The 26,989-nt window shown below is 77.4% G+C and carries 22 protein-coding genes and 1 pseudogene; 16 read left to right on the top strand and 7 right to left on the bottom strand.

Annotated elements, in window-relative coordinates; all coding sequences use genetic code 11:
- The first annotated feature begins 173 nt into the window (after positions 1-173).
- From HH311_RS12870 to HH311_RS12855, 4 genes and pseudogenes are all read left to right on the top strand, one after another.
- Positions 174-2,069 (top strand): glycosyltransferase, encoded by a 1,896-nt coding sequence (locus tag HH311_RS12870; protein WP_169184049.1) that lies wholly within the window; start codon positions 174-176, stop codon positions 2,067-2,069.
- Between the two features lie 3 nt (positions 2,070-2,072).
- Positions 2,073-3,584, top strand: coding sequence for an oligosaccharide flippase family protein (locus HH311_RS12865; RefSeq protein WP_169184048.1), 1,512 nt, complete (start codon positions 2,073-2,075; stop codon positions 3,582-3,584).
- Complete coding sequence (locus tag HH311_RS12860) at positions 3,581-4,672, top strand: GNAT family N-acetyltransferase (RefSeq protein ID WP_169184047.1); 1,092 nt, start codon at positions 3,581-3,583, stop codon at positions 4,670-4,672. The genes HH311_RS12865 and HH311_RS12860 overlap by 4 nt, the downstream gene beginning before the upstream one ends.
- Positions 4,669-5,652 (top strand): annotated as a pseudogene (locus tag HH311_RS12855) (glycosyltransferase family 4 protein); the annotation flags it as partial. The gene HH311_RS12860 and the pseudogene HH311_RS12855, both read left to right, overlap by 4 nt.
- A gap of 50 nt (positions 5,653-5,702) precedes the next feature.
- On the opposite strand, the gene HH311_RS33290 reads toward HH311_RS12855, so the two are convergent.
- Positions 5,703-6,836, bottom strand: a complete 1,134-nt coding sequence (locus tag HH311_RS33290) for a GNAT family N-acetyltransferase (protein ID WP_312030114.1) — start codon at positions 6,834-6,836, stop codon at positions 5,703-5,705.
- 203 nt (positions 6,837-7,039) lie between these two features.
- On the opposite strand from HH311_RS33290, the gene HH311_RS12850 reads away from it, so the two are divergent.
- The 4 genes from HH311_RS12850 to HH311_RS12835 all read left to right on the top strand — a co-directional run bounded on the left by HH311_RS12850 (position 7,040) and on the right by HH311_RS12835 (position 11,473).
- Positions 7,040-7,405, top strand: a complete 366-nt coding sequence (locus HH311_RS12850) for a hypothetical protein (protein WP_169184045.1) — start codon at positions 7,040-7,042, stop codon at positions 7,403-7,405.
- Positions 7,402-9,222 (top strand): glycosyltransferase family 39 protein, encoded by a 1,821-nt coding sequence (locus HH311_RS12845; protein WP_169184044.1) that lies wholly within the window; start codon positions 7,402-7,404, stop codon positions 9,220-9,222. The genes HH311_RS12850 and HH311_RS12845 overlap by 4 nt, the downstream gene beginning before the upstream one ends.
- A 5-nt stretch (positions 9,223-9,227) precedes the next feature.
- A complete protein-coding gene (locus HH311_RS12840; protein ID WP_169184043.1) occupies positions 9,228-10,550 on the top strand; it encodes a hypothetical protein in 1,323 nt (440 codons plus the stop codon).
- A 170-nt stretch (positions 10,551-10,720) separates the two neighbouring features.
- Positions 10,721-11,473 (top strand): alpha/beta hydrolase, encoded by a 753-nt coding sequence (locus tag HH311_RS12835; RefSeq protein ID WP_169184042.1) that lies wholly within the window; start codon positions 10,721-10,723, stop codon positions 11,471-11,473.
- Positions 11,474-11,490: 17 nt separating this feature from the next.
- Here HH311_RS12835 and HH311_RS12830 read toward each other — a convergent pair whose 3' ends face one another.
- The 4 genes from HH311_RS12830 to HH311_RS32635 form a co-directional block, all read right to left on the bottom strand.
- Positions 11,491-12,504, bottom strand: a complete 1,014-nt coding sequence (locus tag HH311_RS12830; RefSeq protein ID WP_169184041.1) for a helix-turn-helix domain-containing protein — start codon at positions 12,502-12,504, stop codon at positions 11,491-11,493.
- Positions 12,505-12,642: 138 nt separating this feature from the next.
- Complete coding sequence (locus HH311_RS12825; RefSeq protein ID WP_211190157.1) at positions 12,643-13,434, bottom strand: PIG-L deacetylase family protein; 792 nt, start codon at positions 13,432-13,434, stop codon at positions 12,643-12,645.
- A 26-nt stretch (positions 13,435-13,460) separates the two neighbouring features.
- A complete protein-coding gene (locus HH311_RS12820) occupies positions 13,461-13,691 on the bottom strand; it encodes a hypothetical protein (protein WP_169184040.1) in 231 nt (76 codons plus the stop codon).
- Between the two features lie 145 nt (positions 13,692-13,836).
- Positions 13,837-15,861: an Hsp70 family protein gene (locus HH311_RS32635; RefSeq protein ID WP_169184039.1), complete on the bottom strand. Its 2,025-nt coding sequence runs from the start codon at positions 15,859-15,861 to the stop codon at positions 13,837-13,839.
- Between the two features lie 189 nt (positions 15,862-16,050).
- Here HH311_RS32635 and HH311_RS12810 point away from each other — a divergent pair, with 189 nt between their 5' ends.
- From HH311_RS12810 to HH311_RS33285, 4 genes are all read left to right on the top strand, one after another.
- Positions 16,051-16,620: a histidine kinase gene (locus tag HH311_RS12810; RefSeq protein ID WP_169184038.1), complete on the top strand. Its 570-nt coding sequence runs from the start codon at positions 16,051-16,053 to the stop codon at positions 16,618-16,620.
- Positions 16,611-17,276, top strand: coding sequence for a response regulator transcription factor (locus tag HH311_RS12805; protein ID WP_169184037.1), 666 nt, complete (start codon positions 16,611-16,613; stop codon positions 17,274-17,276). The genes HH311_RS12810 and HH311_RS12805 overlap by 10 nt, the downstream gene beginning before the upstream one ends.
- A gap of 72 nt (positions 17,277-17,348) precedes the next feature.
- Positions 17,349-18,626, top strand: a complete 1,278-nt coding sequence (locus HH311_RS12800) for a hypothetical protein (protein ID WP_169184036.1) — start codon at positions 17,349-17,351, stop codon at positions 18,624-18,626.
- The gene (locus tag HH311_RS33285; RefSeq protein ID WP_169184035.1) at positions 18,623-21,907 is read left to right on the top strand and encodes an ATP-binding protein; all 3,285 of its coding nucleotides are present in this window, start codon (positions 18,623-18,625) and stop codon (positions 21,905-21,907) included. Before HH311_RS12800 ends, HH311_RS33285 begins: the two co-directional genes overlap by 4 nt.
- On the opposite strand, the gene HH311_RS12790 is transcribed toward HH311_RS33285, so the two are convergent.
- Both HH311_RS12790 and HH311_RS12785 read right to left on the bottom strand, forming a co-directional pair.
- On the bottom strand, positions 21,876-22,703 hold the full coding sequence (locus HH311_RS12790; protein ID WP_211190156.1) for a class I SAM-dependent methyltransferase: 828 nt from the start codon (positions 22,701-22,703) through the stop codon (positions 21,876-21,878). The genes HH311_RS33285 and HH311_RS12790 overlap by 32 nt on opposite strands.
- A 35-nt stretch (positions 22,704-22,738) precedes the next feature.
- Complete coding sequence (locus tag HH311_RS12785; RefSeq protein ID WP_169184034.1) at positions 22,739-23,788, bottom strand: methylenetetrahydrofolate reductase C-terminal domain-containing protein; 1,050 nt, start codon at positions 23,786-23,788, stop codon at positions 22,739-22,741.
- Positions 23,789-23,983: 195 nt separating this feature from the next.
- Between HH311_RS12785 and pqqB the strand changes: the two genes are divergently transcribed.
- The 4 genes from pqqB to pqqE are packed head-to-tail and all read left to right on the top strand — an operon-like array spanning position 23,984 to position 26,925.
- Complete coding sequence (gene pqqB, locus HH311_RS12780) at positions 23,984-24,874, top strand: pyrroloquinoline quinone biosynthesis protein PqqB (RefSeq protein WP_169184033.1); 891 nt, start codon at positions 23,984-23,986, stop codon at positions 24,872-24,874.
- 14 nt (positions 24,875-24,888) lie between these two features.
- Positions 24,889-25,560, top strand: a complete 672-nt coding sequence (gene pqqC / locus HH311_RS12775; protein WP_169184032.1) for a pyrroloquinoline-quinone synthase PqqC — start codon at positions 24,889-24,891, stop codon at positions 25,558-25,560.
- On the top strand, positions 25,557-25,841 hold the full coding sequence (pqqD, locus tag HH311_RS12770) for a pyrroloquinoline quinone biosynthesis peptide chaperone PqqD (protein WP_169184031.1): 285 nt from the start codon (positions 25,557-25,559) through the stop codon (positions 25,839-25,841). Before pqqC ends, pqqD begins: the two co-directional genes overlap by 4 nt.
- A complete protein-coding gene (gene pqqE / locus HH311_RS12765; protein WP_169184030.1) occupies positions 25,831-26,925 on the top strand; it encodes a pyrroloquinoline quinone biosynthesis protein PqqE in 1,095 nt (364 codons plus the stop codon). Before pqqD ends, pqqE begins: the two co-directional genes overlap by 11 nt.
- Positions 26,926-26,989: the final 64 nt, after the last annotated feature.

Genomic DNA, 26,989 nt, shown 5'->3' with positions numbered 1-26,989 from the left:
CCGCCGGGCGCCCCGTTCCCGAGAGCCCGGTCACCGGGGGAGCACCCCACCCCGGGACGAGGGTCCTCCCCGGCCGGTCAGAGGGTCCGCTCCATCGTCCGCACAGGCCCCTGACCAGCAGCCTTTCCGGTGTCACCGACGAGCACGACGACACCGGGGGAGGCCCGACGACCATGCTCACCGCTACCGCCACCACGACGCCGACGCCCGTTCCCGCCGTGTCCGTGGTCATCCCGACGTTCGACGAGGCCGGCAACGTCGGCGAGCTCCTCCGGCGGCTCGCCGAGGCCCTCCCGGCGGGCGCCGAGGTCGTCGTCGTCGACGACTCGTCCGACGACACCGCCGCCCTCGCCCGCGCCGCCGCGCCCTTCCTGCCGTTCGCGCTCACCGTGATCCACCGCGACGAGCCCACCGGCGGGCTGGGCGGCGCGGTCGTCGAGGGGCTGCGGGTCGCGCGGGCCGAGTGGGCCGTCGTCATGGACGGCGACCTCCAGCACCCGCCCGCCGTCGTCGCCGACCTGCTCGCCGCGGCACCCGGGCACGACGTCGTCGTCGCCACCCGCTACGCCGCCGGCGGCGACGGGTCCGGTCTCGGGTCCCCGTACCGGCACGCGGTCTCCCGCGGGTCCAAGGTCCTGGCCGCGCGGCTGCTGGGCGGGGCGGTGGCACGGATGAGCGACCCGCTGTCCGGCTTCTTCGCGGTCCGGCGCGCCGCGCTCGACCTCGACGCCGTCGACCCCATCGGCTACAAGATCCTCCTCGAGCTCGTCGTCCGCTCGCGCCTCGAGCGCATCGCCGAGGTGCCGTTCACCTTCGGGACGCGCCACGCCGAGGAGTCGAAGTCGACCGCCCGCGAGGGGCTGCGCTTCCTGCGCCACCTGCGGGTCCTGCGCCGGGCCCAGCGGGTCGTGACGCCGGCCGCCGCACCGATCCGCCTCGACGACCACCGCCGCGACCGTCGGAACCCCCGCCTCGACGTGCTCATCGTGACCAGCGAGGCCCCGCCGATCGTCTCGGGCATCTCGCGGTGCGTCGACCGGCTGACGGTCGGGCTGCGCGAGCGCGGGCACCGCGTCGACGTCCTCTCCTCGGTGCAGATTCCGCGCCTGGTGCTCGGCGAGTACCGGTTCTCGACGCTGGCCGCCCACTGGCGCCGCGTCACCGCGCTGCTCGACGACTACGACGTGGTCAACCTCCACGGGCCGGTGCCCACGATGAGCGACGTCGTGCTCCTGCTCGCCGGTGCCCGCCGCGGCACCCCGATCCTCTACACCCACCACAGCGCGCTCGCGGTCCGCGGCGCCGAGACGGCGTCCCGGGTCTACAACCGCCTCCACCGCGTGCTGTCCGGCCGCGCCGACCGCATCCTCACCACGTCGGAGCACTACGCCGGCCTGGAGCGCCGGGCCGGGGGCCCGCCGGTGGAGGTCGTGCCGTGGGGCGTCGACGTCCGGCCACGCCCGCTGCGGCCCCACCGCGACGGCGCGCCGCTGAAGGTCCTCTTCGTCGGCCAGATGCGCCCCTACAAGGGCCTCGAGTGGCTGATCCCGGCGGTCGCCGGCCGTCCCGGGCTGGCGCTCACGCTCGTCGGCGACGGACCGCACCGCCGCGAGTACGAGCTCCTGGCCGGTTCGGCCCCGAACGTCCTGTTCACCGGCCGCATCTCCGACGACGATCTGCACCGTGCCTACGACACGCACGACGTGGTCGTCCTCCCGTCGGTCACCCAGGCGGAGGCCTTCGGCCTCGTCGTGCTCGAGGGGATGGCGGCCGGGTGCGTCCCGGTGGTCTCCGACCTGCCCGGGGTGCGCGACCTCGTCGCGGACACCGGCCTCGTCGTCCCGGCCCGCGACACCGACGCGCTCGCCGCGGCCCTCGACGGCCTCGCCGCCGACCGCCCGCGCCTCACGGCCCTGGGCCACCGCGCCCGCCGCCGCGCCGAGGGACTCGGCTGGGACACCTGCGTCGAGCGCTACGAGGCCGCCATGACCGCCACCGTCGCCGACCGCGGCCGGGTCCTCCCGACGACGCCGGCCGCGGCCCGGCCGTCGATCACCCGGGCGGGCTGACCCATGGTCCCGACGACGACGGCCCGCGTCCCCTCCCTGGCACGGCTCCGGGCCGAGCGCGGCGCGGGCGGCGGCAGCCTCGTCCTGCTCGCCGCGCTCGCCACCACCGCCGCGATGAACTACGGGCTCGGCCTCGCGCTGGCCTGGCTGCTCCCGACCGAGCAGTTCGGCGCGGTCGGCGTCCTGCTCAACCTCCTGCTGCTCGCCACCTCGGTGCTCGCCGCCGGCTTCCCGTGGGCGCTGGCCCGCGAGGTCGCGCGACGCACGGACCCCGCCGACACCGCCGGCGTCCTGCGGGCCGCGCTGCGGGGCAACCTCGCGCTCGGCCTCGTGCTGGGCGGCGGGTTCGCCGGGGTGCAGCTGACGACCGGGGCGATCCTGCCCGGCGTCGGGCCGCTCCCGACGCTGCTGGCCGCCGCGACGATCGTCGTGCTCGCCGTCGTCGCGGTCCTGCTCGGGGCGCTGCAGGGGGCCCGCCGGTTCGACGGGGTGGGCGCCGCCCGGGTCGGCGAGATCGTCACCAAGGTCGTGCTGGCCCTCGTCGTCGTGGGGCTGTTCGGCTCGCTGGTCGACGGGGTGGTCGGCGTGTCCGCCGCGCTGCTCGTCGCCGCCTGCGTCTCGGCGCTGGTCGCGCTGCTCGCGCTGGCCGACCGGCTGCCGCGCCGCGCCGACCGCGTCCGCACGACTGCGGGGGCGGGCTTCGCCGCGGCGGTCCCGATGGCGGTCAGCACCACCGGCTTCGGCCTCATGGGCACCCTCGACGTCCTCGCCCTCGGCGCCCTCGGGCGCGGGGCCGGGGTGACCCTCGCCGTCGTCGGGGTCTACCAGGCGGGCGCCGTGCTCGCCCGCGCCCCGTTCTTCGTCGGGTCGGCGCTCTCCGATGCGGCGTTCCCGTTCATCGCCGGCGCCCCGACCCTCGCCGCCGCCCACGCCCGCCTGCTCGCCGCGCTGCGCTGGGTGCCGCTGGTGCTGGTCCCGGTCCAGCTGGTGCTTGTCGTGGCGCCCGGCCCGGTGCTCGACGTGGTCCTGCCCGGCGCCTACGCCGGCGCCGCCACCGTGGTCCGTGTCCTCTCGCTCGGCACCACCGGCCTGCTGCTCGCCGACATGCTGCTCAAGGCGCTGTTCGCCCGCGGCATGGCGGCGGCCGTGGCGGCGCGGGTGCCGGTCGCGGTGGCGGCCCAGGTCGCGGCGCTCGTCGTCGGAGTCCCGCGGGTCGGGGCGCTCGGCGCGGCGTGGGCGTTCGCGGTCGGGACGTGGGCGGCGGTCGCGCTGCTCGGCGCGCTCTACGTGGCGCGCTTCCGGCCGCCGCGTCCCGCGCTCGCGCCCGCGCTGCGCTGGACCGGCGCCGTGGCGGTCCTCGTCGCCGCCCTGGCCGTGGCCGCGTCCCTGCCCACGCCGGCCGCCCTCGCCGTCGTCGTCGGCGCCCTCGCCGCCTACGCCCTGCTCCTGTTCTGCCTCGGTCTCGTCCCGGCCGAGGTCACCGCCCTGCTGCGCCGTCCCGAGGTGACCCGATGACCCCGACCCTCACCCGCAGGCCCGCCGTCGCGGGCCCCGTGTCCCGCGACGTGTGGGATGAGGTGTTCGCCGCCGACCCGGACGCCGTCGCGACCCAGTCCCCGGAGTGGATGGACGCCCTGCGCGGGCGCGGCTACCGCGACGCGAGCCGCCTCTACGCGCTCGCCGACGACCGCCGGCTGGTGCTCCCGCTGGCCGCACGGCGGCGGGCGGGGGTGACGGTGAGCGAGGAGTCCTGGCCCTACGGCTGGGGGTATGGCGGCGCGCTCGTCGAGGGCGGCGACCTCACCGTCGCCGACGCCCGGCTCGTGCTCGACGACCTGCGCGCCCGCCCCGCCGTCCTGCGCGGCCTCACCCCGATGCCGCTGCGCGGCGCGGTCTGGGAGCAGGCGGCGGCCGCGACCGGCGGAGTGCAGCGGGTCCCGTACACCTCCCAGGTCGTCGATCTCGGCGTCGGCTGGGACCGGCTCTGGGAGAGCGGGTTCAAGCGGCAGGCCCGCAACTCGGTGCGCAAGGCCGAGCGCTTCGACCTCGACGTCCGCCGGGAGGACGGCACGACCGCGGTCGGGCCCGACGGGCGCGGCCTCGCGGTGTTCCGCGACCTGTACGCCCAGTCGGTCGACCGGTGGGCCGCGCAGCGCGGCCAGCCGCTCGCCCTGGCCCGTCGTCTCGCGGCCCGCCGCGACCGGCCCGGCCAGGTGGCGGCCGCGGCCGCGGCGCTCGGGGAGCGGTGCGTGGTCTGGTCGGTGCTGCGCGACGGCGAGCCGGTGGCGGCCAACGTGGTGCTCGTCCACCGCCGGCATGCGCTCGGGTGGATGTGCGCGATGGACACCACGGGGATCGCCCGCGAGACCCTCGCGACCTACCTGCTGCACTCGCTGGCCATCCGCGACGCCTGCGAGCGCGGGGTGCGGTGGTTCCACATGGGGGAGTCCGACGCCGGGTCGGGCCCGGAGCACTTCAAGCGTTACTTCGGCGCGGTGCCCGTCGAGTACGCGGCGCTGCGGTTCGAGCGGCTCCCGCTGTCGCGGGCCGAGCAGGCCGCGCGGCGGGTCTACGCGGCGGTGTCGCGGCGGCGGTCGTCATGAGCCGTGTCGTCCTGTCGATCTACGACGACCTCGGCAACCCCCACTACGGCGGGGGCGGGGCCGCCGTGGTCGCGCGGGTGGCGCGGCGGCTCGCCGACGAGCACGACGTCACCGTCTACTGCGGTTCCTACCGCGGCGCGGTGTCGGGTCGGCGCGACGGCGTGCGCTACGTCCACCTGCCCGTCGGGTGGGCCGGGCCGCGGGGCGGGCAGATCCTGTTCTCGCTGCTCGTGCCACTGGTGGCGCTCGTGGTGCGGCCGGACGTGTGGATCGAGAGCCTCACCCCGCCGGTGTCGGCGAGCCTGCTGCCGCTGGTGGCCCGCTGCCCCGTCGTCGGCCTGGTCCAGATGCTGTGCGGGGCCGACATGCAGCGGCGCTACGGGCTGCCTTTCGAGGCGGTCGAACGGAAGGGGCTCGCGCTGTACCGGCACCTCGTCGTGCTGAACGACGTCGACGCACGCCTGGTCGGCGCGGCGAGCCCGCGGGCGCGGGTGACGGTGATCCCGAACGGCACCGACCTGCCCGCGACGGTCACCGACGGCGGCGAGCCGGTGCTCTTCCTCGGCCGCATCGACGTGCGGCAGAAGGGGCTCGACCTCCTCGTCGCGGCCGTCCGCGACGACCCGGCGATCCGGCTCGACATCGCCGGATCCGGCACCCCCGCCGAGGAGGCCCGGCTGCGGGAACTGGTGGCCGACCTGCCCGGGGTGCGGCTGCTCGGCCGCGTCGACGGCGAGGCGAAGGAGGCGCTCCTGCGCGGCTGTTCGGTGATGGTGGTGCCCTCGCGCTACGAGACCTTCTGCCTGACCGCGCTCGAGGCCATGGCCCACGGGCGGCCCGTGGTGACCTTCGACCTCGAGCGGCTGGCGTGGATCGGGCCGGGCGCCGGGCTCACCGTCCCGGCCTTCGACACCGGGGCCCTCGGCGCGGCGATCCGCCGGCTGCGCGACGACCCCGCCCTGCGCGCCGAGCTGGGTCGCGGCGCCCGGGCGCGGGCGCTCGCGTTCGACCGGGCGGCCGTCGAGACCCGCTACCTCGCGCTGGTCAGCGACCTGCTGCCTCCGGGGCGCCAGCGGTTGCGCAGCGCCGAGAGCCGGGCGCGGGCGTCGTCGGAGAGCCGGGCTACGGCCTGCTCGCGCAGCCGCGCCGCGCTCGCGAGGGCGGCGCGGTGGGCGGCGCCGGTCAGGCGGTGACCGAAGACCTGGAGCCGGACCTGCTCGCGGGTCCCGCTCGCGAGGTCGGCCTTGTAGGACTCGGCGTCCCCGAGGAGGTCCAGCCGCGCGAGCTGCGGGTCCTCGCAGCACAGGTCGACGAGGTGGTGGGTGAGGACGACGCCGGGTCCCAGCTTGGCGAGCTCGTCGTCCATGCCGAGCTTGAGGAAGTACAGGGTGTCGCCCTGGCGCAGGCAGTAGCCGAACGCCACCGACCGGCCGTCGACCCGCAGGTGCACCAGCCGCAGCAGCCCCGCGGCCGCGGCCCACCGGGCGCCCTCGGTGTAGAAGCGGACGTTCGCCGGCGCGGAGAGCACCGCGGACCCGGCGGCGAGCTTCCACGGCCGCGCCTCGAGCCGGAACCCCTCGTCGAGCAGCGCGCCGGCGTCGTCGCCGGTGCCGTCGCGGACGTCGAGCACCACCTCGCCCGCATCGGCCATCCGGTGCCGCAGCCGGCGCAGCCCGTGCCGGCGGTTCTTCGACAGGCGGCGCAGGAACGACGCCGGGTCGCCGGTGGTGTCGATCCACGGCGAGGCGCAGACGGGGCGCTCCAGCGACGGCGCCCCGGCGCGGTGGGCGGCGGCGCGGAGAGCCGCGGCGGCGGGGTCGTCGGTGGGCAGCGCAGCGAGGTCGACGGTGGTGCCGGCGTGCAGGAGCCGGTCGGCGAGCTCGCCGGCGGCCTCGTCGTCGGCGAGGACCGGGGCGAAGAGCGCCGTCTCGTGGTTGGTGGGGGAGCGCAGCCCGAGCGGACCGGGCAGCAGCGGCAGCACCCCGACCAGCTCGCCGCCGCGCTCCAGGGTGAGCACGCGGAGGTCGTCGGCGCGGCCGAACGCGTCCGCCCAGGCGCCGAGCCAGCCGGGGCGGACGAACGGGGGCGCTCCCGACGCGACCGCGAGCGCGTCCCAGCGCGCGCGCAGGTCGGGGTCGGGAGCGCGCAGGTCGCGCGGTCGCACGGGCGCGGACGCTAGTGCCCCGGCGGAGCCCTGACCAGGGACGTCGCGCTACGTCGCCGGGCCGTCGCGGGGTGTGGCGCGGCGGGATCCGGAGGGAGAACCCCACCCCGGTCGAGGGTCGACACCATCGGCCCGCGGCCCGCGCGTTGCGACGCTCGTGCGGTCGGTCCACCGGGGACCGCGCCGAGGCCGAGGAGACTCCCATGACCGCCACCGCGCACCGTCTGTCGGTCGCGCCGACCGTGAGGGTGCGCCGGCGGCCGACCGCTCCGGCCGGCCCGACCCCCGGGCAGCGCACGAACGGCCGGTTCGTGACCTTCGAAGGTCATCGACCGGCCGCTCGTGCGCTCCCGCGACGGTCGGTCCCGGCGCCGGTGCAGCCGGCCCGGCACCGCGCCGACGCCGGGTGGGGCTACCCGCCGCCCTCGGCGTACCCGCGGACCCCGGTGCCGTCCTGGGCCGTGCGCGCCCCGGCCGGACTGGCCGCGCCCGCCGGTCCGCCCGCCGACCCGATCTTCGTCACCGGCCCGACCGCCCTCGACGCCCTGCTGCGGCGGTGGCTGCCGTGAGCGCCGGCGAGTATCCCCGGCTGAGCCGCGAGTTCGGGTGGCCGGAGGACGAGCCGACCTGGCGCCACCGCGTCCCGAGCCGCCCCGCCGGGGCGACCGGCCCGCGCCCGGCCGGGACGACCGGCCTGCGACCCGCCGGGGTCACCGGCCCGCGGCCGGCCGGGGCGACCGGCCCGCGCCCCGTCCGCCCCCCGGTGCGGCCGCTGCCGCCCCCGCCCCCGCCCGCGCCGACCGTGCGGCACGTCCCTGCCGCCCCCGCCGTCACCTCCATCATCCGGCCCTCCCAGCGGGGCTGGACGGGCCGGCTCACCATCGGGCGGACCTGGCCGCTGACGGCGCTCATCGGCCTCGTCGCCCTCGCGATCCGCGCGATCGGGCTGGAGCGGGCCAACGACCTCTACGTCGACGAGCTCATCTACGCCCAGATCGGCAACACCGTCGCCCAGGGCCGGATCCCGAGCTTCCAGGGCACCCACTTCTACCTGCACCCGATCGGCTCGTTCCTCCTGGACGCCGTGTTCATCGACCTCCTCGGCGTCGGGTCGCTGCCGGTGATGGACCTGGTGTACGTGCTGCGCTGGCTCACCGCGCTGATCGGCGCGGTCACCGTCGTGCTCGGCTTCCGGCTGCTCCGCAAGGTCGTCCCGCTCCCGATCGCCCTCGGCGGCGCCGCGGTCCTCGCGTTCGACCCGTTCATCCTGCGCAACGACAGCCGCGTCATGCTCGAGACCCCGGCGACGATGTGGACCCTCGGTGCCTGGCTGTTGCTCCTCGGCGTCCTCACCAATCCTGCGACACCGTGGGTGCGGCGCTGGCGCGAGGTGGGGGTCGGCGTCGTCTTCGGGTTCGCGCTGACCACCAAGGACATGACGGCGATCCAGATCCTCGTCCCGCTGGTCGCGGCGGTCCTCTGGCGCCGCACGCTGGCGCCGGCGCAGGCGGGCCGGATCGTCCTGGGCTCCCTGCTGCCCTACACGGTGCTCGTGGCCGTCGTCGCGGCGACGGGCGACCTCGGGGAGTGGGCGTCGCAGAAGCTCGGCGGACTGCGCCGCCTCATCGGCCTCGACCAGATGACCGGCTTCCACGCCGGCAACGTCAGCCTGGTCGGCCGGCTGATCGCCGAGCTGTCCCGGTTCGGCACCAGCTACGTCCTCCTCGGGCTCTGCCTGTTCGCGGGACTGGGGACGGTCTTCGCGAAGTCGACGGCGCGGCGGCTCATGGGCCTGATCGGCGTCTCGACGGGCCTGTTCGGGGTGTACTCGGTGGTCGCCGGGGCGCTCGAGGAGCAGTTCGGCTACTACACCGTGGTGGTCGCGGTCGTGGTGGCGGCGACGTCGATCGCCGAGCTCCGCGACCGGCGCCCCGCGCTGCGGCGCCCCCTCGCGATCGCCGCGTCGGTGTTCGTCGCCGCCACGCTCGTCCTGGGCGTCTCGGCCCGCGTCACCGTCGACGACACCTTCCCGCAGGCGCGGGCCTGGATGGACACGCACCTGCCGCCGGGCGCCCGCGTCGGGCTGACCGGCCCGGTCGCGCAGCTCGCCTTCCTGCCGCGGGAGGGCTGGGGGGACTGGCCGAGCCTGTCGCAGCTGCGCGACCACGACGCGCAGTACGTCCTCACGTCCTCGTCGCCTCTCGAGCAGGGGTACGGCGACGCGGCCCCGCAGCTGCTGACCTGGCTGCAGCAGCACGCGCGCCCGGTGTTCACCGCCCACGGGCCCACCAACGGCGACACCACCGTCTGGCAGGTCGACCGTCCCGCGCTCGACGCGGGCGTCGCCGCCGGGCAGGACGTCCCGCCGGTCGCCGAGAGCGGGTGAGCGGGATGCGCGGGAAGGGGTGGCTGACGGCCGCCGGGGTGCTGGTGGTGGCGCTCGTCGTCGCCCTGCTGACGGGGACGGTGTCGGTGGGCGCGCCGGCGGTCGAGCGCCCGGCGTTCGGGGTGCTCGGGTCGTCCTGCGCGCCGGACCGCGTCGCGGCCCTGCGCGACGCGGGCGCGACGACGGCGGTGACCGAGCTGCAGTGGGCGCAGGCCGAGCCCGCGCCCGGCGTCGTCGACCGGGCCTACCTGGCGTCGGCGCGCTCGCGGGTGGAGGCGTGCGCGGCGGGTGGCCTGCGCGTCGTGCTGGGGCTCGGCCTCCACAACCCGCCGGCGTGGGTGCTGGGCCTGCCCTCGGCGGGCTACCGCGACCAGGACGGCCGGAGCTCCTCCTCGGGGGAGGCCGACCTCGTGTTCTCCGCGGCGGCCCGCGACGCGGCCCTCGGCTACCTCCGGGCGGTCGCCGCGGCGGGCGTCCCGGAGCGGGCCGACGCGGTGCGGCTCGTCGGGGAGCTCGGCTACCCGAGCGCGGAACCGGGCGCGACGGGGCCGGCGTTCTGGGCGTTCGACGACGCCGCCCAGGGCGGCCCGGGCCGCGCGGCGGGCGTGGACCCCTCACCCATGCCCGGCTGGGTCCCCGGATCGGCGACGTGGCAGGGCGAGGCGGTCGACGCCGACGCGGCCGCCCGGTGGTACGACTGGTACACCAGCTCGCTGGCCGACTCGGTCGTGTGGCTGGCCGACGCGCTGCGCGGGCTCGGCTTCGGCGGCGAGCTCCACGTCCCGCTGGCCGGGCGCGGGGTGCTCCCCCAGGACCGCGCGGCGGCCGTGGCGGGACTGCTCGACGGCCGCGCGGACCCGGACGGCGCGCTCGGCAAGGGGCTCGACTACCCCGCCCAGTTCCGGGTGTTCGCCGACCTCTCCGCCCGGTCGCCCGGCCGGCTGCTGGTCGACTTCACCGGCCTCGACGACGACAGCGCCGTCCGGGCCCGCGCCGCGAACCCGCCGCAGGATCTCTGCCGCCCGGACGACACCCCGGCGTCGCTCGCCGCCGCCGGGCTGGACCGGGGCGCCGCCCAGCGCTGGACGATCGCCCTCGCCCGGGCGGCGGGGCTGGGGGTGGTGGCGGAGAACCCGGGCCCGCCCGACCTCCCGAACACCGGCGGCACGGCGCAGTCCGACCGCGAGGCCGACCAGATGGTCCAGGCGGGGCGCTACGCCCGCGCGTGCGACGTCGAGGCCTGGTACCTCGCGTTCGAGGACCAGCTGTTCACGCCGGGCTCGGGGATCGACGTCGCGTCGTACGGGCGCGTCGTGCGCGGCGGCTGAAATCGGTGGAGGGCCCGACGCCGGGTCGCTACCGTCCTGCCCGACCGCGGCACGACCTTCAGGAGGTGGGACCCATGGACCGATCGACGTGGGTGCTCCCCGCGGTGGTCGCGGTCGGGTGACGGGTGTCGCCGGGAGCGCCGGACAAGGCACTCGGCGAAGGGCTCGTCATGGCACCTCTGCAGTTCACCACCGACACCACGTCCGACGGCGTCCGGGAGCGCGACTTCGTCGTCGACGACGTCCCCGGCCTCCTCTTCTCACCCGCGTCCGGCGCGGGCGGCCCCCTCGTCCTGACGGGGCACGGCGGCGGCACCCACAAGCGGTGGCCGCGGGTCGTCGGCCGGGCGCACCGCCTCGTCCTCGACGGCGGGTTCACCGTCGCCGCCCTCGACGCCCCCGGTCACGGCGACCGTCCCCGCACCCCGACCGACGAACGGGAGGTCGCCGCGCTGCGCCGGGCCCGGGGGGCCGGTGAGCCGATCGGCCCCGTCGTCGAGCGGTACACCCTCCACGTCGCGCGCCGCGCCGTCCCGGAGTGGCGGGCGGTCCTGGACGCGCTCCGGGCACTGCCCGAGATCGGGGAAGGCCCGGTCGGCTGGTTCGGCACGAACATGGCCACGGCGACCGGCATCCCGCTGGTCGCGGCCGACCCGCGGATCACCGCCGCCGTCCTGGGCCAGTTCTGGGACGCGCCGCTCCGGGACGCCGCCCGGCTCGTCACGGTCCCCGTCGAGTACGTGCTCCAGTGGGACGACGAGTACATCCCCCGGGAGTCGGGGCTCGCGCTGTTCGACGCGCTCGGCTCCTCGGAGAAGTCGTTGCACGCGAACGCCGGGCGGCACATGGAGCTGCCCCGCTTCGAGGCGGACAGCGCGGTCCGGTTCTTCTCCCGGCACCTCACCGCCCCAGCGAGAGCCTGAGGCGGGGGAACCCCCGGTCAGCGGCGCAGCGTGTGTTCCGGGGTCTCCCCACCGGTGAGCATGCGGTAGGCGACGCCGAAGGCCCGCGGCCGGTCGAAGCCCCAGCGGGCGGCGACGGCGGCGACGGCCCGGGCGGCGTCGCCCTCGGCCACGGTGGCGGGGTCGGCGTCGCGCAGGTCGCGGTGGGCGCCGAGGAGCCGGGCGTGCCAGAGCAGCTCGGCGGGGTGGGTGCCGCGGCGGCGCCGCAGGCTCGCGGTGACGTCGAGGTAGGGCGCGTCGGCGATCCCCGCGATCTCGGCCGGCCCCGTGGGGTCGCCGGCGTGGTGGTGCAGGTAGTCGACGACCTCGCGCAGCGTGGCCTCCCCGACGTCGCCGGCCGCCCCACCGTCGTGGGGATCCGTGACCGCCTCCAGGCCGGTGTTCGGGAACATCGCCAGCAGCGCGCAGGCCAGCAGCCGGAAGGCGTGGTCGCGGACGATCGGTTCGCCGGCGAGCAGCGGGTCGCCGAGGACGCCGCGACGTACGTGGGCGTTGGTCGCGCGCCAGTGCCGGGCCAGCCGCGGGGAGAGCGGGGACTGGCCGGTGAAGACGAGGTCCTCGGCGGGGATGCCGCAGGTGTGGGCGGCGTAGTCGGCCACCCGCACGGGGTCCAGGACGACCATGTCGACGTCCCCGGGTTCGACGGTCGTCCGGTAGCCGGTCGCCAGGGGGTTGAGGCCGATGTCCCCGGCCGCGACGGGCACCGCGCCGTGGCCGCGGGTCGTCCAGGTCACCGCGCCCGCGCGGACGTCGACGACCACGACGTGGTCCAGCGGGGCGGCGTGCGTCGTGAAGGCCACGCTGCTGCTCAGGCGGCTGATCGCGAGGTCGGTGGCGGCGGTGGTGTCGTGGCCGAACCGGAAGTCCTGCCGGTCGGCGACCTGCAGCGACAGGTCGGTGTAGTTCCGCCGCAGGAAGTGCTCGGCCTCGGCGAGGTCGGTGGTGACGAACCGGTCCCGGGACACACCAGGTGCCGGGGATGGCTCGCTCATGGCTGTGCCTCGCGTGGTCTGGCCGAGTCGGGGTGTGGCCGGGTCCGGCCGAACGCTACCCATACCGCCGACCTCGGCCTAGCCGTCGAACGAACCCTGTGGACACGGCGACGTACGGGTGGCCTCGCTCAGCGACCCTCAGCGCGTCCAGTAGGTCTCGGCGCACCGCGGGACGACCCCGGAGGGGAACAGCGCGTCGACCTGCGTGGCGTAGCCGCGCACGAGCGCCTCCTTGGCGTCGAGGCCGTCGTCGAACGACCACGGGCGCAGGCCCTCGCGGCGGAGGAAGGCCGGGTCGGGGGCGTGGTCGAGCGCGTAGGGGAAGTCCGAGAACCACACGACGGTGCCGGGCCAGGCGAGGCCGAGGTCGCGCGTGACGAGGTGGTCGACGTGGCGCCCGACGCCGAGCGGGCACAGCAGCAGGTCGGCCTCGCCGGCGCGGGCCGCGATCCGGGTGGCGAGCTCCGCGCGCAGGCGGCGGTCGCCGCGGGAGACGCGGCCGCGCGCGATGTCGAACCGGAACGTCGGGTAGCGGTGGGCGAGCTCGGGCACGAGCGCCCCGACCCGGTCCAGCGCGGCGGGGAGCTCCCGGCGCCGGAACAGCGCGTCGGTCAGCCCGAGGTGCTCGGCCCGTGCGCCGAGGGATGCGACGACGGCGTGGTCCTCGGCCCGGCGCGCCCGGAAGAGCGTGGCGGCGTCGGGGTGCGCGCACTGGCGCAGGAAGGAGCGGGCGGCGCGGCCGTGCGGGCCGTCGGTGGCCTCGGTGAACAGCGTCAGGACGGTGATCTCGCTGCGCGGCGCGAGCTCCGCGAGGAGCGCGCCGCAGGACAGGACGCCGTCGTCGAGGTGGGGGGACAGGACCAGGCAGCGTGCCCCGGCGTCGAGCGCGTCGCGCAGCGGCGCGGGCACGGTGGTCGTCGGCGCGGACACGGTGCTGCTCCGGTCGGGGCGGGTGCTCAGGCGGCGACGAGCTCGACGCCGGACCCGGTGAGCTGCGCGGTGCCGGCGACCTGCGTCGCGAGCAGACCCGCGGCGCGCAGCCGGGCGGCGACGAACTGGTCGGCGCAGGGCAGGCCGTCGATGAGCAGGCGGCCCGAGACGACGGTGCCGCGTCCGGCGGCGACGGCCACCAGGACGGCGCGGTCGCGGCGGGTGAGCTCGGCGGCGGAGGTGGTCGTGGTGGTCATGGCGGGCTCCGGAGGGCTGTGGGGTCGTCTCGGTGACGGCTCCCAGCCTGGTCGTCGGCCCTGGTCGGGCGCGGTGGAGCGCGCCCCACGACCTCGGGTGCCGACCCTGCGATCGCAGGTGGGGACAACCCCACCCGCGGGACGGTCAGAGGATCCCGGTGAGCAGCAGCACCGCGACGACGAGGACGAGCAGCACGACGACGCCCGCCCCCACGAGGAGCCCGGTGCGCGACGACGAGGTCTCCGACGACGGGGTCCCCGACGACGACGCGGGGTCGGCGGCGGGTGGGACGGGCCCGGTCCCCGGGTGCGGGCCCGGGTAGGGGCCGGGACGCCCCGGGGGCGCTCCGGCGGGCGTCCCGGGCGCACCTGCGGGCGGTGCCGGCCACCCCGGACGCGGGCCGGGCGGCGCCTGGCCGCCCGGTCCCGGGGCAGCCGGTCGCCCGCCGGTGGGGCCCGGCCCGCCCCGGCCGTCCTGCGCCGGGAAGCCCGACGTCGGACGGCCCTGTCCGGGGACGCTCCCGCTCGGGGTCCCGGGCCGCGGCGCGGGCCGCCGTGGGGGAGGAGGAGCCGGGGCGGGACCGCCGGCGCGGGGTGGCGGGGCTCCCGGGGGCTGCTGCCGGGACCGTCCGGGCGAGGCCCGCACGACGGTGGTGCGGGCGTCGTCGGTGGGGGCGGCGTCGCCGGTGCGCGGGGTGCGCGTGACGGTGGTCTTCGCGGCGTCGGCGTCCTCGGTGGGGTCGAAGCGCGTCACGGTGGTGGCCGAGGCGTCGGGGCCCGACCCGTCGTCCTCGGCGGCCTCCGTCGCGTCCGCCGCGCCCGCGGTGGTCGAGGGCTCGTCGGGGCGCGCGCCGACCCGGCCGTCGACCAGCGGTGGCCTCACCACGGCCGTGGCGCCCGGCTCCGCGTCCCCCGCCGGTGTCGCGGGCGCCGTCTGCGCCGCCGTCACGTGCGGCTCCGGGGCCGACGGCTCCGGGGGCTGCGACGGCTCCGTCGGCTGCGGGGGCTCCGGAGGCCTCGGAGGCGTGGCGGGGGTCTCGGCGGACCTCGTCGCGGGCCGGTCCCGGGACAGCAGGGCCATGCCGAGCCCGCTCGTCACGCGGGTGACCGACGGCGCCGCGGCCCGGGCCGCCCGCGCCGCGCCCATGGCCACGACGTGCTCCGGGCGGCGCTCGGCGATCACCCGCAGCCCGAGCTGCTCGGTGACGGTCCGCGCGACCAGCGGCACCCGGGACGAGCCCCCGATCAGCAGCACCCCCGTGGGCCGGACCGGCGAGGCCTCCACCGCGCGCCCCAGCGCCTCGACGCTGCGGGCCACGGCCGGCCGGATCCGCTCCTCGAAGGCCGCCCGGGTCACCGACACGTCGGTGTGGCGACCCGGCAGCAGGACCGACACCTCGGCCTCGTCGTCGGTGGAGAGCGCCTCCTTGGCCGCCACGGCGTCCTGCTGCAGGCGGGCCAGGGCGGTGGCGCTGGAGTCGTCGTCGGGGTCGAGGTCGGCGAGCAGCCCGCCGGTGGCCTCGTCGACCAGCGCGATCACGGCCTCGTCGAGGTCGGCCCCGCCGAGCCGCTCGATCCCGACGGGTGCCCCGAGCAGCTCGACGTCCTCGCCGCGCCGCGTGACCACGGCGGCCTCGAAGGAGCTGCCGCCGAGGTCGTACACGGCGAGCGCGGCCCCCTCGTCGAGCCCGTGGACCGCGCGGTGGTGGTGGCCCGCGGCCTCGGGGTCGGACATCGCGACGGCGTCCTCGAGGCCGGCCGCGACGGCGACGTCCTCGAACAGCCCGCGCCGGAACGGTCCCCAGCTCGCCGGGTGGGTCAGCACGACCCGGCGGGCCGACTCGCCGCGGACCGCGGCGCTGCGGGCCAGGACGTCGCGCAGGATCGCGGCGATCAGGTCCCCCGCGGGCTCGGAGTGCTCGCCGAGCAGCACCGGCGCCGGGTCCCCGAGGCGGCGGCGGACGCCGAAGGCGGCGTGGGTCGGGTCGCCGGTCGCGCGCCGCGCGGCGAGCTCGCCGGTGACCAGCGAGGCCTCGTCGCGACGGTGGACCATCGCCGGCACCGTCGTCGACCGGTCCCCGAGGGCGACCATCTCGACGCGGTCGTCCTCGGTGGCGACCGCCGCGGCGACGGCGGTGCCCCCGAGATCGACCCCGAGGACATGGGTCACGGTCTCTCCCTCCGGGCGCGGGAACACGCATCGTAGAGACATCGACGGCGACCACGGGAGGTCCCGGACCCCGTGATCACGGGCTGTCGCCGGACCGTGACGGCGACGGCTGTCAAGGGGGACAGCCCTACCCCGTCGGAGGGTGGGCCCCCTCCCCGCGGCCGCGCGGGCCCGGGACGCTGTGGCGCCATGAGCGACGCGAGCGACGGCCGCCGTCGTCACCGGGAGCGCTGGCGCCGCCGGGTCTGCCTCGAGCGCCAGCTGCACGACGGTGCCGCGCTGCGGATCTCCTCGATGGCGCTCCGGCTCGGCGCGCTCGACCGGGCCGCGCCCCAGCGCGACATCGACGCGCTCCAGGACGAGGTGGCGGCCGCGCTCGAGGAGCTGCGGGCGGTCGCCGGCCAGATCTACCCCTCGCTCTTGCTCGAGGCGGGCCTCGGCCCGGCCCTGCGGGAGCTGGTCACCGCCCGCGGGGCGGACGCCGCCGTGCACGTCACCGCCGACCGCGCCGAGCCCGCCGTCGAGGGTGCGGTGTACTTCGCGCTGGCCGACGTCCTCGAGGCGGCGGCCGGGCCGCTCACCATCTCGGTCCGTACGGAGCGCGGACCCGCACCCGAGGAGGACGTCGTGGTCGTGGTCATCGAGGGGGCGGACCCCGCCCTCGCCCCGCCCGTGCTCGACGAGGCGGAGCCGCTGGGCGGCACCGTCACCGTCGAGGATGGTGCCGAGACGATCACCGCGAGGTTCCCGTGCGCGTAGCGCTCGCCGAGGACGGCGCCCTCTTCCGCCAGGGCCTCGTCATGCTGCTCGAGGCGGCCGGCCACGAGGTGGTCGCCGTCGTGCCGGGCGGGGACGAGCTCGTCGCCGCCCTGGCGAACGACCCGGTCGACGTGGCGCTGCTCGACATCCGGATGCCCCCGGAGCCCGACGGCGGCCTCGTCACCGCCGAGCGCCTGCGCGCGGCCCACCCCGACATGGGGCTGCTGTTCCTGTCGCACTACGCGGAGTCGCACTACCTCGTGCGGATCCTCGAGATCGGGACCGAGAAGGTCGGCTACCGGCTCAAGGAGAAGGTCGGCAGCGTCGAGGTCCTCTCCGACACGCTGTCCCGCATCGCCGACGGCGAGATCGTCATCGAGCCGGTGCTCGCCAAGCGCCTCGTCGAGCGGCCGCGCAACGACCGCAAGGACGTGGTCGCCACGCTGTCCGATCGCGAGCGCGACGTCCTGCGGCTCATGGCCGAGGGCCGCTCCAACGGCGGGATCGCCTCCGAGCTCTACGTCAGCGGCAAGGCCGTGGAGAAGCACATCGCGAGCATCTTCGACAAGCTCGGGCTGCACGGCGACGCCTCGGTGCACCACCGCCGGGTGCTCGCGGTGCTGACCTACCTGCGTTCCCAACGCGGCGAGAACTGATCCTCCCCCTACCGCCCCGGCCGGAGTCCGCCTACTCTCCGTGCTCGACGCATCGGACGGAGCGGCGGAACGATGGACCGGGCGGGCGGGAACCGGGTGTGGCGGGCACTCTCCGTCGCAGCCGTGGTCGCGGTGTGCCTGGTCGTCGCGGTGGTCGTCGGCGAGGCGGTCCTCGGACCCGCCGTCGGGCCCCTGCTGGCGCCGTTCGCCGGCGCCGGGCTGGCCGCGGGGGTCGTCGCGCTGATGGCCCGCGGCCGCGGCGAGGACGACCCCGCCGACGCCACCGGCCGCTCCGCCCTCGTGGCCGCCACCGCGCCGCCCTCGCTCCCGGCGCTCGCCCGGGTGCTGCGCGAGGGCACCGGCGCGGCCCACGCCGAGGTCTGGCTCGCCGTCCCGGACGGGCTCGCCGCGCAGACCGCTCCCGACCGGGTCGCCTCGCTCACCGAGCTGCTGGTCCGCCCCGACGTCGACCACGCCCTCCCGCTGGTCGACGACGGCGAGCTGCGCGCGGTCCTCACCCTCGGCAAGCCCGGCCGGGCGGTCACCGCGGCCGACCGGGACCTCGTCGCCGAGGCCGGCGCGGGCGCCGGACTGCTGCTGCGGGTCGTCGCCCGGGGCGCCGAGCTCTCCGAGCGGGTCGCGCGGGCCGACGAGCTCGCCCGGGAGACCGAGGCGTCCCGGGCCCGCCTGGGCCGGGCCCGGGAGGTGGAGCGGCGCCGCTTGGTCGGCGAGCTCGGCGGGGCGACGACCGAGCGGCTCGCGGGGTTCCGGGCCGCCGTCGTCGCGGCCGGGGAGGCGGTGGACGAGGGTCTCGAGGAGCCCGAGGGCGACCCCGCCCGCGAGGAGGCCGCCGGGTTCGCGAGCCACCACCTCGAGACCGCCCGCGAGCGGCTGGAGGAGCTGCTCGACCGCTTCCGGGTGATCGCCCGCGGCGTGCACCCGGCGGTGCTGCGCGACCAGGGGCCGCGGGCCGCGCTGGAGGAGGTCGTCGCCGACCTGCCCCGGCGGGTGGGCCTGACCGGCCGGCTCGCCGCGCGGCTGCCGTGGGAGGTCGAGTCCGGCCTCTACTACGCGGCCGCCGCCGCGCTGCACCTGCTCGGCTCCCGGACGGGGGAGGCCGGCGAGGGTCCCCTGGAGCTGGTGCTCGAGCAGGACGACGACCACGCCGAGGTCCGCGTGATCGACGCGGGCGCCGATGCGGAGGCCACCCGCGCGGCCCTCGCCGACGACGCCGACCGGCTCGCCGCCCTCGGCGGCTCGCTCGAGGTGGGCACCGACGACGGCGGCCGGACCGTGCTGCGGGCCCGGTTGCCCACGCAGCTGCGCCCGCTGGTGGGGTCGTCGTGGTGACGGTGGGGGAGGCCCGCGCGGTCGCGGCGCCGGCGCGGCCCGCCCCCGGCGGGGACCGGTGGTGGCTCGTCGCGTTCTGGGTCGTGTTCGTCGCCGTCTCGGTGCTGGCCCTGGTCTGGCTGACGGTCGGCGCGCTGGTGACGACGCCGCTCAACGAGCCGCCCGGGCAGGCCGTCGTCGACTACGTCGCGAGCGGGGTGAACCTCGTCGTCGCGGTCGTGCTGCTGCGGTGGGGCGGCTCCTGGTCGACCCGGCTGCTCGCGCTCGCGATGGTGGGCTCGGCGGGGGCGTTCAACCTGCAGGCGCACTCGGCGACGATGGCCGTGCAGGAGGCGACCGGAATCGGCATCGGCGAGGCCCACCAGATCCTGCTGCACGGGGTGGCCGGCGCCTCCTTCGCGGGCGCGCTGCTGCTCCTCCCGGCCGAGATCGCGGGCACCCCGGTGCGACGGCGGGCGGTGCCGGTCGTTGCCGGGGTGGTCCTGTTCGCGGCCGGGCTGGGCACGGCGCTGCTGCCCCACACGGTGAGCTGCGTGGTGTTCTTCGGCTTCCTGGTGCCGGTGCTCGGCGTGGCCGCGATCGCGCCCGGGGTCCGGCGCGCGTCGACCCCGGAGGCCCGGGCCCGGGCACGGCTGCTGACGAGCGTGCTCGTCGCCGCGGTCGGGGCGGCCACCGTGCTCGCGGTGCTCACCGTCGTCCTCGTGCTGCTCGGCCGGCCCGGGCTCACCCTGGACGACCCGACGGCGCGTCACAGCGCGCTCGGCGGCGAACCCACCGCGCTGCTGTTCTGGTTCGCCCGCCTGACGGCCGCGGTGATCGCGCTGGCCGTGCTCGCCGCGCGGCGCGCCCGCCCCGCGGAGCGGTGGCTGCGCAGCGGGCTCGCGGCCCTCGTCGTCGTCGTGGCCCTCGGCGGCCTCGCGGTGCTGCTCGCGGCGGTGGTCGAGACGCTGTCCGGGTCCACCGTCGCCGGCTGGGTGACGGCCGCCGTCGTCGTCGCCGTGCTGTGGCAGCCGACGGCGGCCCGCACCGAGCGGCTCGCGGAGCGGCTGCTCTACGGCACCCGCGCGACCCCGGCCGGGGTGCTCGCCGAGGTCGCGGAGCTGACCCGCCGCACCGCGGGCGACCCGGGCGACCTCGACCGGCTCCCCGAGGCCGTCGCCGGGGCCCTCGGCGCCCGCGCCGTCCGGCTCACCACCCACCGCGAGGGGATGAGCGACCGGACGTCGCGCTGGCGCGCGCCCGGCAGCGGGGTGAGGGAGCCCGACGCGTCGTTCCCGGTCCGGCACGAGGGCGTCGAGGTGGGCACGCTCGCCGTCGACGCCGAGGCCCTCGCCGGCGGCGACGAGCGCCGCCGGCTGGTGGCCGACGTCGCCGACGGGCTCGGCGGGGTGCTCGCCGCGCACCGGCTGGAGATCGAGCTGGAGCGCCAGCTGCGGGCCGCGGTCGCGCACGCCGAGCAGATCGCGGTGTCCCGCCGCCGGCTGGTGTCGGAGATGGACAGCGAGCGGCGCGGCATCGAGCGCAACCTGCACGACGGCGCCCAGCACCACCTCGTCTCGCTGCGCCTGACGCTCGGCCTCGTCGAGCACCTGACCTCGGCCGGGCAGCTCGAGAAGGCCCACGAACGGCTCGAGCTGCTCCTCGGGCAGCTCGACACCGCCGAGTCGGTGCTCGCCGAGACCGCGACCGGGGTCTCGTCGCGGACGCTGCGCCGCCTCGGGCCGGTGGAGACGCTGCGGGCGGACCTCGCCGAGGCACAGCCCCCGGTCACCGTCGAGGGCGAGGGGGTGTCGCGGCACGACGAGGCGATCGAGACCGCGGTGTACTTCTCGACCCTCGAGGCGGTGAACAACGCGCGCAAGCACGCCGGCGGCGCCCCGATCTCGGTGCGGATCACCGAGGGCGGCGGTCTGCTGCGGGCCGTGGTCCGCGACGAGGGCCCGGGCTTCACCCCGGAGCCGGGCGGGCGCGGTCCGGGGCGGGGCATGCGCAACCTCGCGGCCCGGCTGGCGGCGGTGTCGGGCCGCGTCGACGTGCAGTCGGCGCCGGGGGCGGGGACGACGGTGCGGGTCGAGGTCCCGGTGCCCGACGCCGCGGGTGAGCGGCGCCGTCCTGGCATGGGACGCCAGGAACGCGCCATTGCTGTCACGGGGGAGGCCGAGCCCGCGACGGGTGAGCGGCGCCGTCCTGGCACCGGACGCGAGGATCGTGCCATTGCTGCCACGGCGGCCCCCGAGCCCGCGGCCCCCGAGCCCGCCCCGGCCCCTGCACCCGCCCCGGCGCCGCCGCCGCCGGTCGTCGCGGTGCGGCGCATCCCGGCGGTCGTGCCCGAGCTGGGCCCGCCCCGCCGGCCCGACGGCGCCGTCGCCGCGGCCGCGCCGCCGGTGCTGCCGCCGTCCGGCTCGGCCCTCTACGACGCGTCGGTCGACCTGCTGCGCCAGGTCGTCGTCCGGACGCCCTCCGGCCACCCCGCGGGCGGCCCGCTCGCCGCGCTGCTCGCCCGCCACGCCGCGCCGTGGCGCCTCGGCGTCGCCGGGCCCGACCCGGCCGCGGCGGCCGCGACCGCGCGCGTCCTCGCCGCGGCCGACCCGCCCGGCGTCGTCGTCGACCTCTCCGCCCGCGCCGCCGAGGGGCCCCTGCCCGCCGACGAGGCGGTCGACGCGCTCGTCCTGCTCGCCGCCGACGACGCCGGCAGCCGGGTGCCGCCCTGGCTGGCGCCGGTGCCGACCGTCGACGTCCACCGCGGCCCGGACACGCCCGAGGGGGCGCTGCGGGTCGTCGTCGCCGACCCGACCGACGCGCCCGGTGTCGAGCGCCTCGTCGAGGTCCTCGCGGCCGACTGCCGCCCCCGCGCCGCCCGCGTCCGGGCCCGCGCCGTCCTCGACGGGATCGAGGCGCTCGCCCGAGGGGCGGGCGGCGACCCGTGGGGGCGGCGGGTGCTCTTCGAGGTCGAGCGGGTGCGCACCGCCGGGGCGCAGGAGCTGGCCGAGTCCGAGCTGGCCGAGGCGCTGCGCGCGGGCCGGACGGTGCTGCCCGCGGCGCACCGCGAGCCCGCGGTCCGCCTGCTCGGCCGCGACGGCACCGCGCCGCCGGCCCGGCTCGGGCTGGCGGCGGACGCGGGTCCGGACGAGGTCGACGCCGCGGCCCGGGAGCAGCGGGCCCGCTGGCAGCGCCTCGCCGCGCACGTCGCCGCGGACCGGTCCGTCCGCGAGGCCGCCGAGGTGCTGGCCGCGTCCTGCGAGGCCCTGATCAGCTCGCCCGGACGCGCAGCAGCACGCTGACGACCTCCCCGGCCTCCATCAGGCGCCCGAGGACCTCGTGCTGGTGCCGGGCCTCGCGGTGCTCGGGGTGGTCGCCGTGGTCGCGGGCGATGACCTCGCCGACGGCGTCCGCGCGGCGCGTCCACTCCGGCGGCGGGCCGGGCAGCGACGCGGAGTCGCGCCGGTCCAGCACCCGGAACCCGGTCTCCGCGAGGTCGCGGTGCAGCGACACGTCGCTCGGGAAGTCGTTGCTCGGGAACGGCTCGGACAGTTCGCGGCGCTGGACCAGGACGAGGAGCCCGAGCCGGCCGCCGGGCCGCAGCACGCGGTGCAGCTCGGAGAGCAGGCCGCGCTTGTCGTGCGTCGTGTCGAGGACCCCGAGGCACCAGCCGGCGTCGACGGCGTCGTCGCGCAGCGGGAGGTGCTCGCTCCACGCGGCGACGGCCGGTCGGCCGAAGAGGCGGTGCGACGCGGCCGCGGCGTGCGGCATCGGCTCGGCCAGGACGACGGGGCCGTCCCAGCGGTCGGCGTACTCGCGCAGCAGCCACGCCGTCGGGCCGCCGAGCCCGGACCCGGCGTCGAGGAAGCGGTCACCGCGGCGGAGCTCGAGGCCCTCGGCGAGCCACCCGAGGTCGGCGGGGCTGCCCGAGCCCCGGCACGCGGCCGGGATCGCGTGGTCGTCGCCGAGCTCGGCGACCGCCGCCTCGGTCCAGGCGGCGACCGTGTCGAACTCGGCCTCCAGGGCGGGGTCCACGCCGGTCGGGCCCAGGTCGTCGACCGAGCCGCCGGACCCCTCCGCGCCGTCGGACAGGAGCACCGGCCACCTCCACCCGGCCCCGCGGGACCGCGCTCTTAGGGGGCGCCGGCCCGCTCCTGCGCGAGCCGCCGCCCCACCTCCGCCTTGATCTCGGCCGCTGGTACCCACCCCGCCCGCGAGGCGACACCGGAGAGATTGATCCCGACGACGCCGGGCAGCGCCAGCAGCGCCCGCGCCTCGGCGAGGGCCACCTCGATACCCGCCTCGACCGGGTCCGGCGCGGTGAGCACGGCCGCGACCGCCTCCTCGTCGAGCTCGAGGCCGGGGAGCGCGGCCAGCCCGCGGGCGGTGGCCTCGTCGGTGTAGACCGCGACGCCCGCGATCACCGGCAGGTCGACGCCGGCCGCCCGGGCCCGCGCCAGGAAGTCCGCCAGCTCCCCGGCGCGGCCGACGTGGTTGGTGACCACCAGCGAGGTCCCGGCGCGCTGCTTCTCGGCGAGCGCCGCGGCCCGCACGTCGGTGGGCGGGGCCGCCGGGGCGACGGCGGAGGTCGCGACGAGGCCGGCGGTCGCGGCGAGGTTCGCCAGGCGGGTCGAGTCGAGGTCGAACACCCGGCCGACGTCGGGACGGACCCCGGGGCCGCGGCCGTCGCCGGTCACGCACAGGACGCCCTCGACCCCGAGGGCGGCGAGCCCGGCGAGCTCCTGCTCGAGCACGACGCGGTTGCGGTCGCGGCAGGTCAGGGTGATCCACGGGCGGGCGCCGACGCGCTGCAGCTCGGCGGCCATCATCGTCGGGGGGAAGTCCGGCACGTCGTGGTGCTCGCCGACCAGCAGCGCGTCGGAGTGCCGGCCCAGCCGGCTCGCGACGTCGCGCAGCGTGGCGACGTCGTAGGGCGGGACGGACAGGTCGGTGAGCACCACGGGCCGCCGGGCCGCGGTGTCGAGGAGCCCGTCGGGGGCCGCCGGGGTCGGCGCGGGGGTGGGTCCCTCCCAGCGGCGGACCGGGGCGGGGTCGGCGGGGTCGGCCCACGGGCAGGGGAGGGCGGCGTCCAGCTCGCAGGCCCCGGCGGGCCGGACACCGCCGCAGGGGCCGAACACCATGCGCTTCGGGCAGCGGTCCGCGGTCGTCGTGGCAGCGCTCATGGGGCGGGGGTTCCCCGGAAGATCGCCGAGGACGACGCCCACCGCACCACCGGCACACCGGCCGCCGTCCGTCCGGGGGAGGGCGGCCCGTCCGTCCGGAGGGGATGCCGCCGCGCGGGTGGGACGTGATCGCGAACACTCCTACGGTCGGGGTCTGGCCCGTCGGGGGTCGTCGTCGTCCGCGAGGGAGGCCGTGTGCGCGTCCGGGTGCTGGGGTCGGCCGCCGGCGGCGGCTTCCCGCAGTGGAACTGCTCGTGCACGGGGTGCCGGGCGGCCCGCGCCGGCGCCGCGACGGCCCGCACGCAGTCCTCGATCGCCGTCGAGGCCGGGGGCCGCTGGTTCCTCGTCAACGCCTCGCCCGACGTGCGCCAGCAGATGACCGCCTGCCCCGGCCTGCACCCGCGGGACGGCCGGGCGACCCCGCTCGAGGCGGTGCTGCTCACCGACGCCGAGATCGACCACACGCTGGGGCTGCTGCTGCTGCGCGAGGGTCGGGGGGTGACCGTCCACGCCACCCCGGCCACCGAGGCCACGCTGCGCCGCGGCACCGGGTTCCTGACGACGCTGGAGCGCTACTGCCCGGTGCGGGTGGTCCCGGTCGAGCCCGGCGTCGAGGTCGCGCTGTCCGACGAGCTCACCTACACCGCGGTCGACCTCCCGACCGGCAAGGAGCCGCGCTTCGCCGAGGTCGGGTCGGCCGACGACCCGGGCCGCGTCGTCGGCTACCGCTTCACCGACCGCAGCACCGGCGGCTCCGTCGTCTACGCGCCCGGCGTCGCCGACGTCGTCCCGGCGCTGCTCGACGCCTGCGAGGGCGCCTCGGCGCTGCTGGTCGACGGCACCGCCTACGCCGACGACGAGCTCGTCACCCAGGGCCTGGGCACCAAGACCGCGGGCGACATGGGCCACCTGGCCCTGGCGGGGCCGGGCGGCCTGCTGGAACGGGTGGCGGGACGTGCGGCGCGCACCGTGCTCGTCCACCTCAACAACTCGAACCCGGTCCTGCTGGAGGACTCGCCCGAGCGGGCCGCCGTCGAGCGGGCCGGGGTCGAGATCGGCACCGATCTGTTGGAGATCCTGGCGTAGATGGAGATTCTCACGTGAGTGACCTGGTGGACCGGCTCCGCTCGCAGGCCGAGCGCTACCACGCAGCGCACCCGTTCCACGTGCGCATGAACGCGGGGGAGCTCTCGCCCGACCAGCTCCGCGGGTGGGTGGCGAACCGGTTCCACTACCAGGAGTCCATCCCGATCAAGGACGCGGCGATCCTGTCGAACTGCCCCGACGTGACGGTGCGCCGGCGGTGGATCCGCCGGATCACCGACCACGACGGCGTCGGGGACGACCCCGGCGGCATCGAGGCCTGGCTGCAGCTCGGCGAGGCGTGCGGGGTGCCGCGCGAGGAGATGACCGACCACCGCCACCTCCAGCCGGGCGTCCGGTTCGCCGTGGGCGCGTACGTGACCTTCGCCCGCACCCAGCCGTGGGTGATCGCCGTGGCGTCGTCGCTGACGGAGCTGTTCGCGCCCGATCTCATGGCCGAGCGGCTCGCGGCGTTCGAGAAGTACTACACGTGGATCGACCCGGAGGGTCTGCAGTACTTCCGCAACCGGCTGTTCCAGGCCCCGCGGGACTCCGAGCACGCGCTCGAGGTCGTCCTCGAGCACTGCCGCACCCCGGAGGCCGAGCAGCAGGCCTACGAGGCGCTCGCGTTCAAGAACGACGTGCTCTGGAGCATGATGGACGCGATCGACCAGGCCTATCCGGGATGAGCGTGACCGTCAGCGCCGACGCCGTCCCCCGCCTCGGCCGCGGGGTGCGGATGCGCTACGACAAGGCCCGCGACCGGTACGTCCTGCTGCTGCCCGAGACCGTCGTCGTCCTCAACGCGACCGGCGCCGCCATCCTCGAGCTGTGCGACGGGGCCCGGACGGTCGACGGGATCGTCGCCGCCCTGCGGGAGCGCTACGGCGAGGTCCCGCCCGAGCAGGTGCACGCCTACCTGGCCAAGCTGGTGGAGCGGCGGCACGTGGAGATGACCCATGAGCACTGAGATTCCCGAGGGCCCGCTGGGCCTGCTGGCGGAGCTGACCTACCGGTGCCCGCTGGCCTGCGCCTACTGCTCCAACCCCATCGAGATCGCCGCCTACCGTGACGAGCTCTCCACCGCCGACTGGCAGCGGGTGGTCAGCGAGGCCGCCGAGCTCGGCGCGCTGCAGTGCCACCTCTCCGGCGGGGAACCGCTGCTGCGCCGCGACCTCGCCCAGATCGTGGCCACCGCCCGCGACCAGGGGCTCTACACCAACCTCGTCACCAGTGCCCTGGGATTCACCGAGGCCCGGGCCGCGGAGCTGCACGACGCCGGGCTCGACCACGTCCAGGTGTCGCTGCAGGCCGACGAGCCGACGCTGTCCGACCGGATCGCCGGCACCCCGTCGTTCGACCGGAAGCTCGAGGCCGCACGACGGGTCCGGGAGCTGGGCTGGCCGCTGACGCTGAACGTGGTGCTGCACCGCCAGAACATCGACCGGGTCGACCGGGTGCTCGCCGCCGCGGAGGACCTGGGCGCGGACCGCATCGAGCTGGCCAACACCCAGTACTACGGCTGGGCGTGGCGCAACCGTGCCGCGCTCCTGCCCAGCCGCGAGCAGCTCGCCGCCGCCGAGGTGACCGTCCGTGCCGCGAAGGAACGGCTGCGCGGCCGGATGGAGATCATCTACGTCGTCCCGGACTACTACGCGACCTACCCCAAGCCGTGCATGGGCGGCTGGGGGGCGCGCCAGCTCGTCGTCGTGCCCACCGGCGACGCGATGCCGTGCCTGGCCGCCCACGAGCTGCCGCTGCCGCGGGCCAACGTCCGCGAGGCGTCGCTGGAGTGGATCTGGCGGGACTCGCCGATGTTCACCGCGTTCCGCGGCACCGACTGGATGCCCGACCCCTGCGCGAGCTGCTCGCGGCGCGAGGTCGACCTCGGCGGCTGCCGCTGCCAGGCGTTCGCGCTCACCGGCGACGCCACCCGCACCGACCCGGTGTGCCACCTCTCGCCGGACCACCACCTCGTCGAGGCCGCCGTCGAGGAGGCCAACGAGGCCTCGACGCGCACGGACCTGCCGCTGGTGGCGCGCCCGCACGCCTAGGTGCGCGTCGCGCTCGTGAGCACAAAGTGTCGCTATACCGACATTTAGTGCTCACGAGGCCGCA

It is taken from the genome of Actinomycetospora sp. TBRC 11914, from assembly GCF_012933465.1.
Lineage (GTDB): Bacteria > Actinomycetota > Actinomycetes > Mycobacteriales > Pseudonocardiaceae > Actinomycetospora.
Note: the sequence above shows the minus strand (reverse complement) of the source record. Positions and strands in the feature narration are given on the sequence as shown.

Excerpts from the sequence above, each read along its gene's own strand:
- HH311_RS12800 (WP_169184036.1), top strand. The coding sequence starts at position 17,349 with ATGGACCGGGCGGGCGGGAACCGGGTGTGGCGGGCACTCTCCGTCGCA.
- HH311_RS12785 (WP_169184034.1), bottom strand. The coding sequence starts at position 23,788 with ATGAGCGCTGCCACGACGACCGCGGACCGCTGCCCGAAGCGCATGGTG.
- pqqD (WP_169184031.1), top strand. The coding sequence starts at position 25,557 with ATGAGCGTGACCGTCAGCGCCGACGCCGTCCCCCGCCTCGGCCGCGGG.
- HH311_RS12830 (WP_169184041.1), bottom strand. The coding sequence starts at position 12,504 with ATGAGCGAGCCATCCCCGGCACCTGGTGTGTCCCGGGACCGGTTCGTC.
- HH311_RS12820 (WP_169184040.1), bottom strand. The coding sequence starts at position 13,691 with ATGACCACCACGACCACCTCCGCCGCCGAGCTCACCCGCCGCGACCGC.
- HH311_RS12870 (WP_169184049.1), top strand. The coding sequence starts at position 174 with ATGCTCACCGCTACCGCCACCACGACGCCGACGCCCGTTCCCGCCGTG.
- HH311_RS12850 (WP_169184045.1), top strand. The coding sequence starts at position 7,040 with ATGACCGCCACCGCGCACCGTCTGTCGGTCGCGCCGACCGTGAGGGTG.
- HH311_RS12835 (WP_169184042.1), top strand. The coding sequence starts at position 10,721 with ATGGCACCTCTGCAGTTCACCACCGACACCACGTCCGACGGCGTCCGG.
- pqqE (WP_169184030.1), top strand. The coding sequence starts at position 25,831 with ATGAGCACTGAGATTCCCGAGGGCCCGCTGGGCCTGCTGGCGGAGCTG.
- HH311_RS12865 (WP_169184048.1), top strand. The coding sequence starts at position 2,073 with ATGGTCCCGACGACGACGGCCCGCGTCCCCTCCCTGGCACGGCTCCGG.
- HH311_RS12840 (WP_169184043.1), top strand. The coding sequence starts at position 9,228 with ATGCGCGGGAAGGGGTGGCTGACGGCCGCCGGGGTGCTGGTGGTGGCG.
- HH311_RS12810 (WP_169184038.1), top strand. The coding sequence starts at position 16,051 with ATGAGCGACGCGAGCGACGGCCGCCGTCGTCACCGGGAGCGCTGGCGC.
- HH311_RS12860 (WP_169184047.1), top strand. The coding sequence starts at position 3,581 with ATGACCCCGACCCTCACCCGCAGGCCCGCCGTCGCGGGCCCCGTGTCC.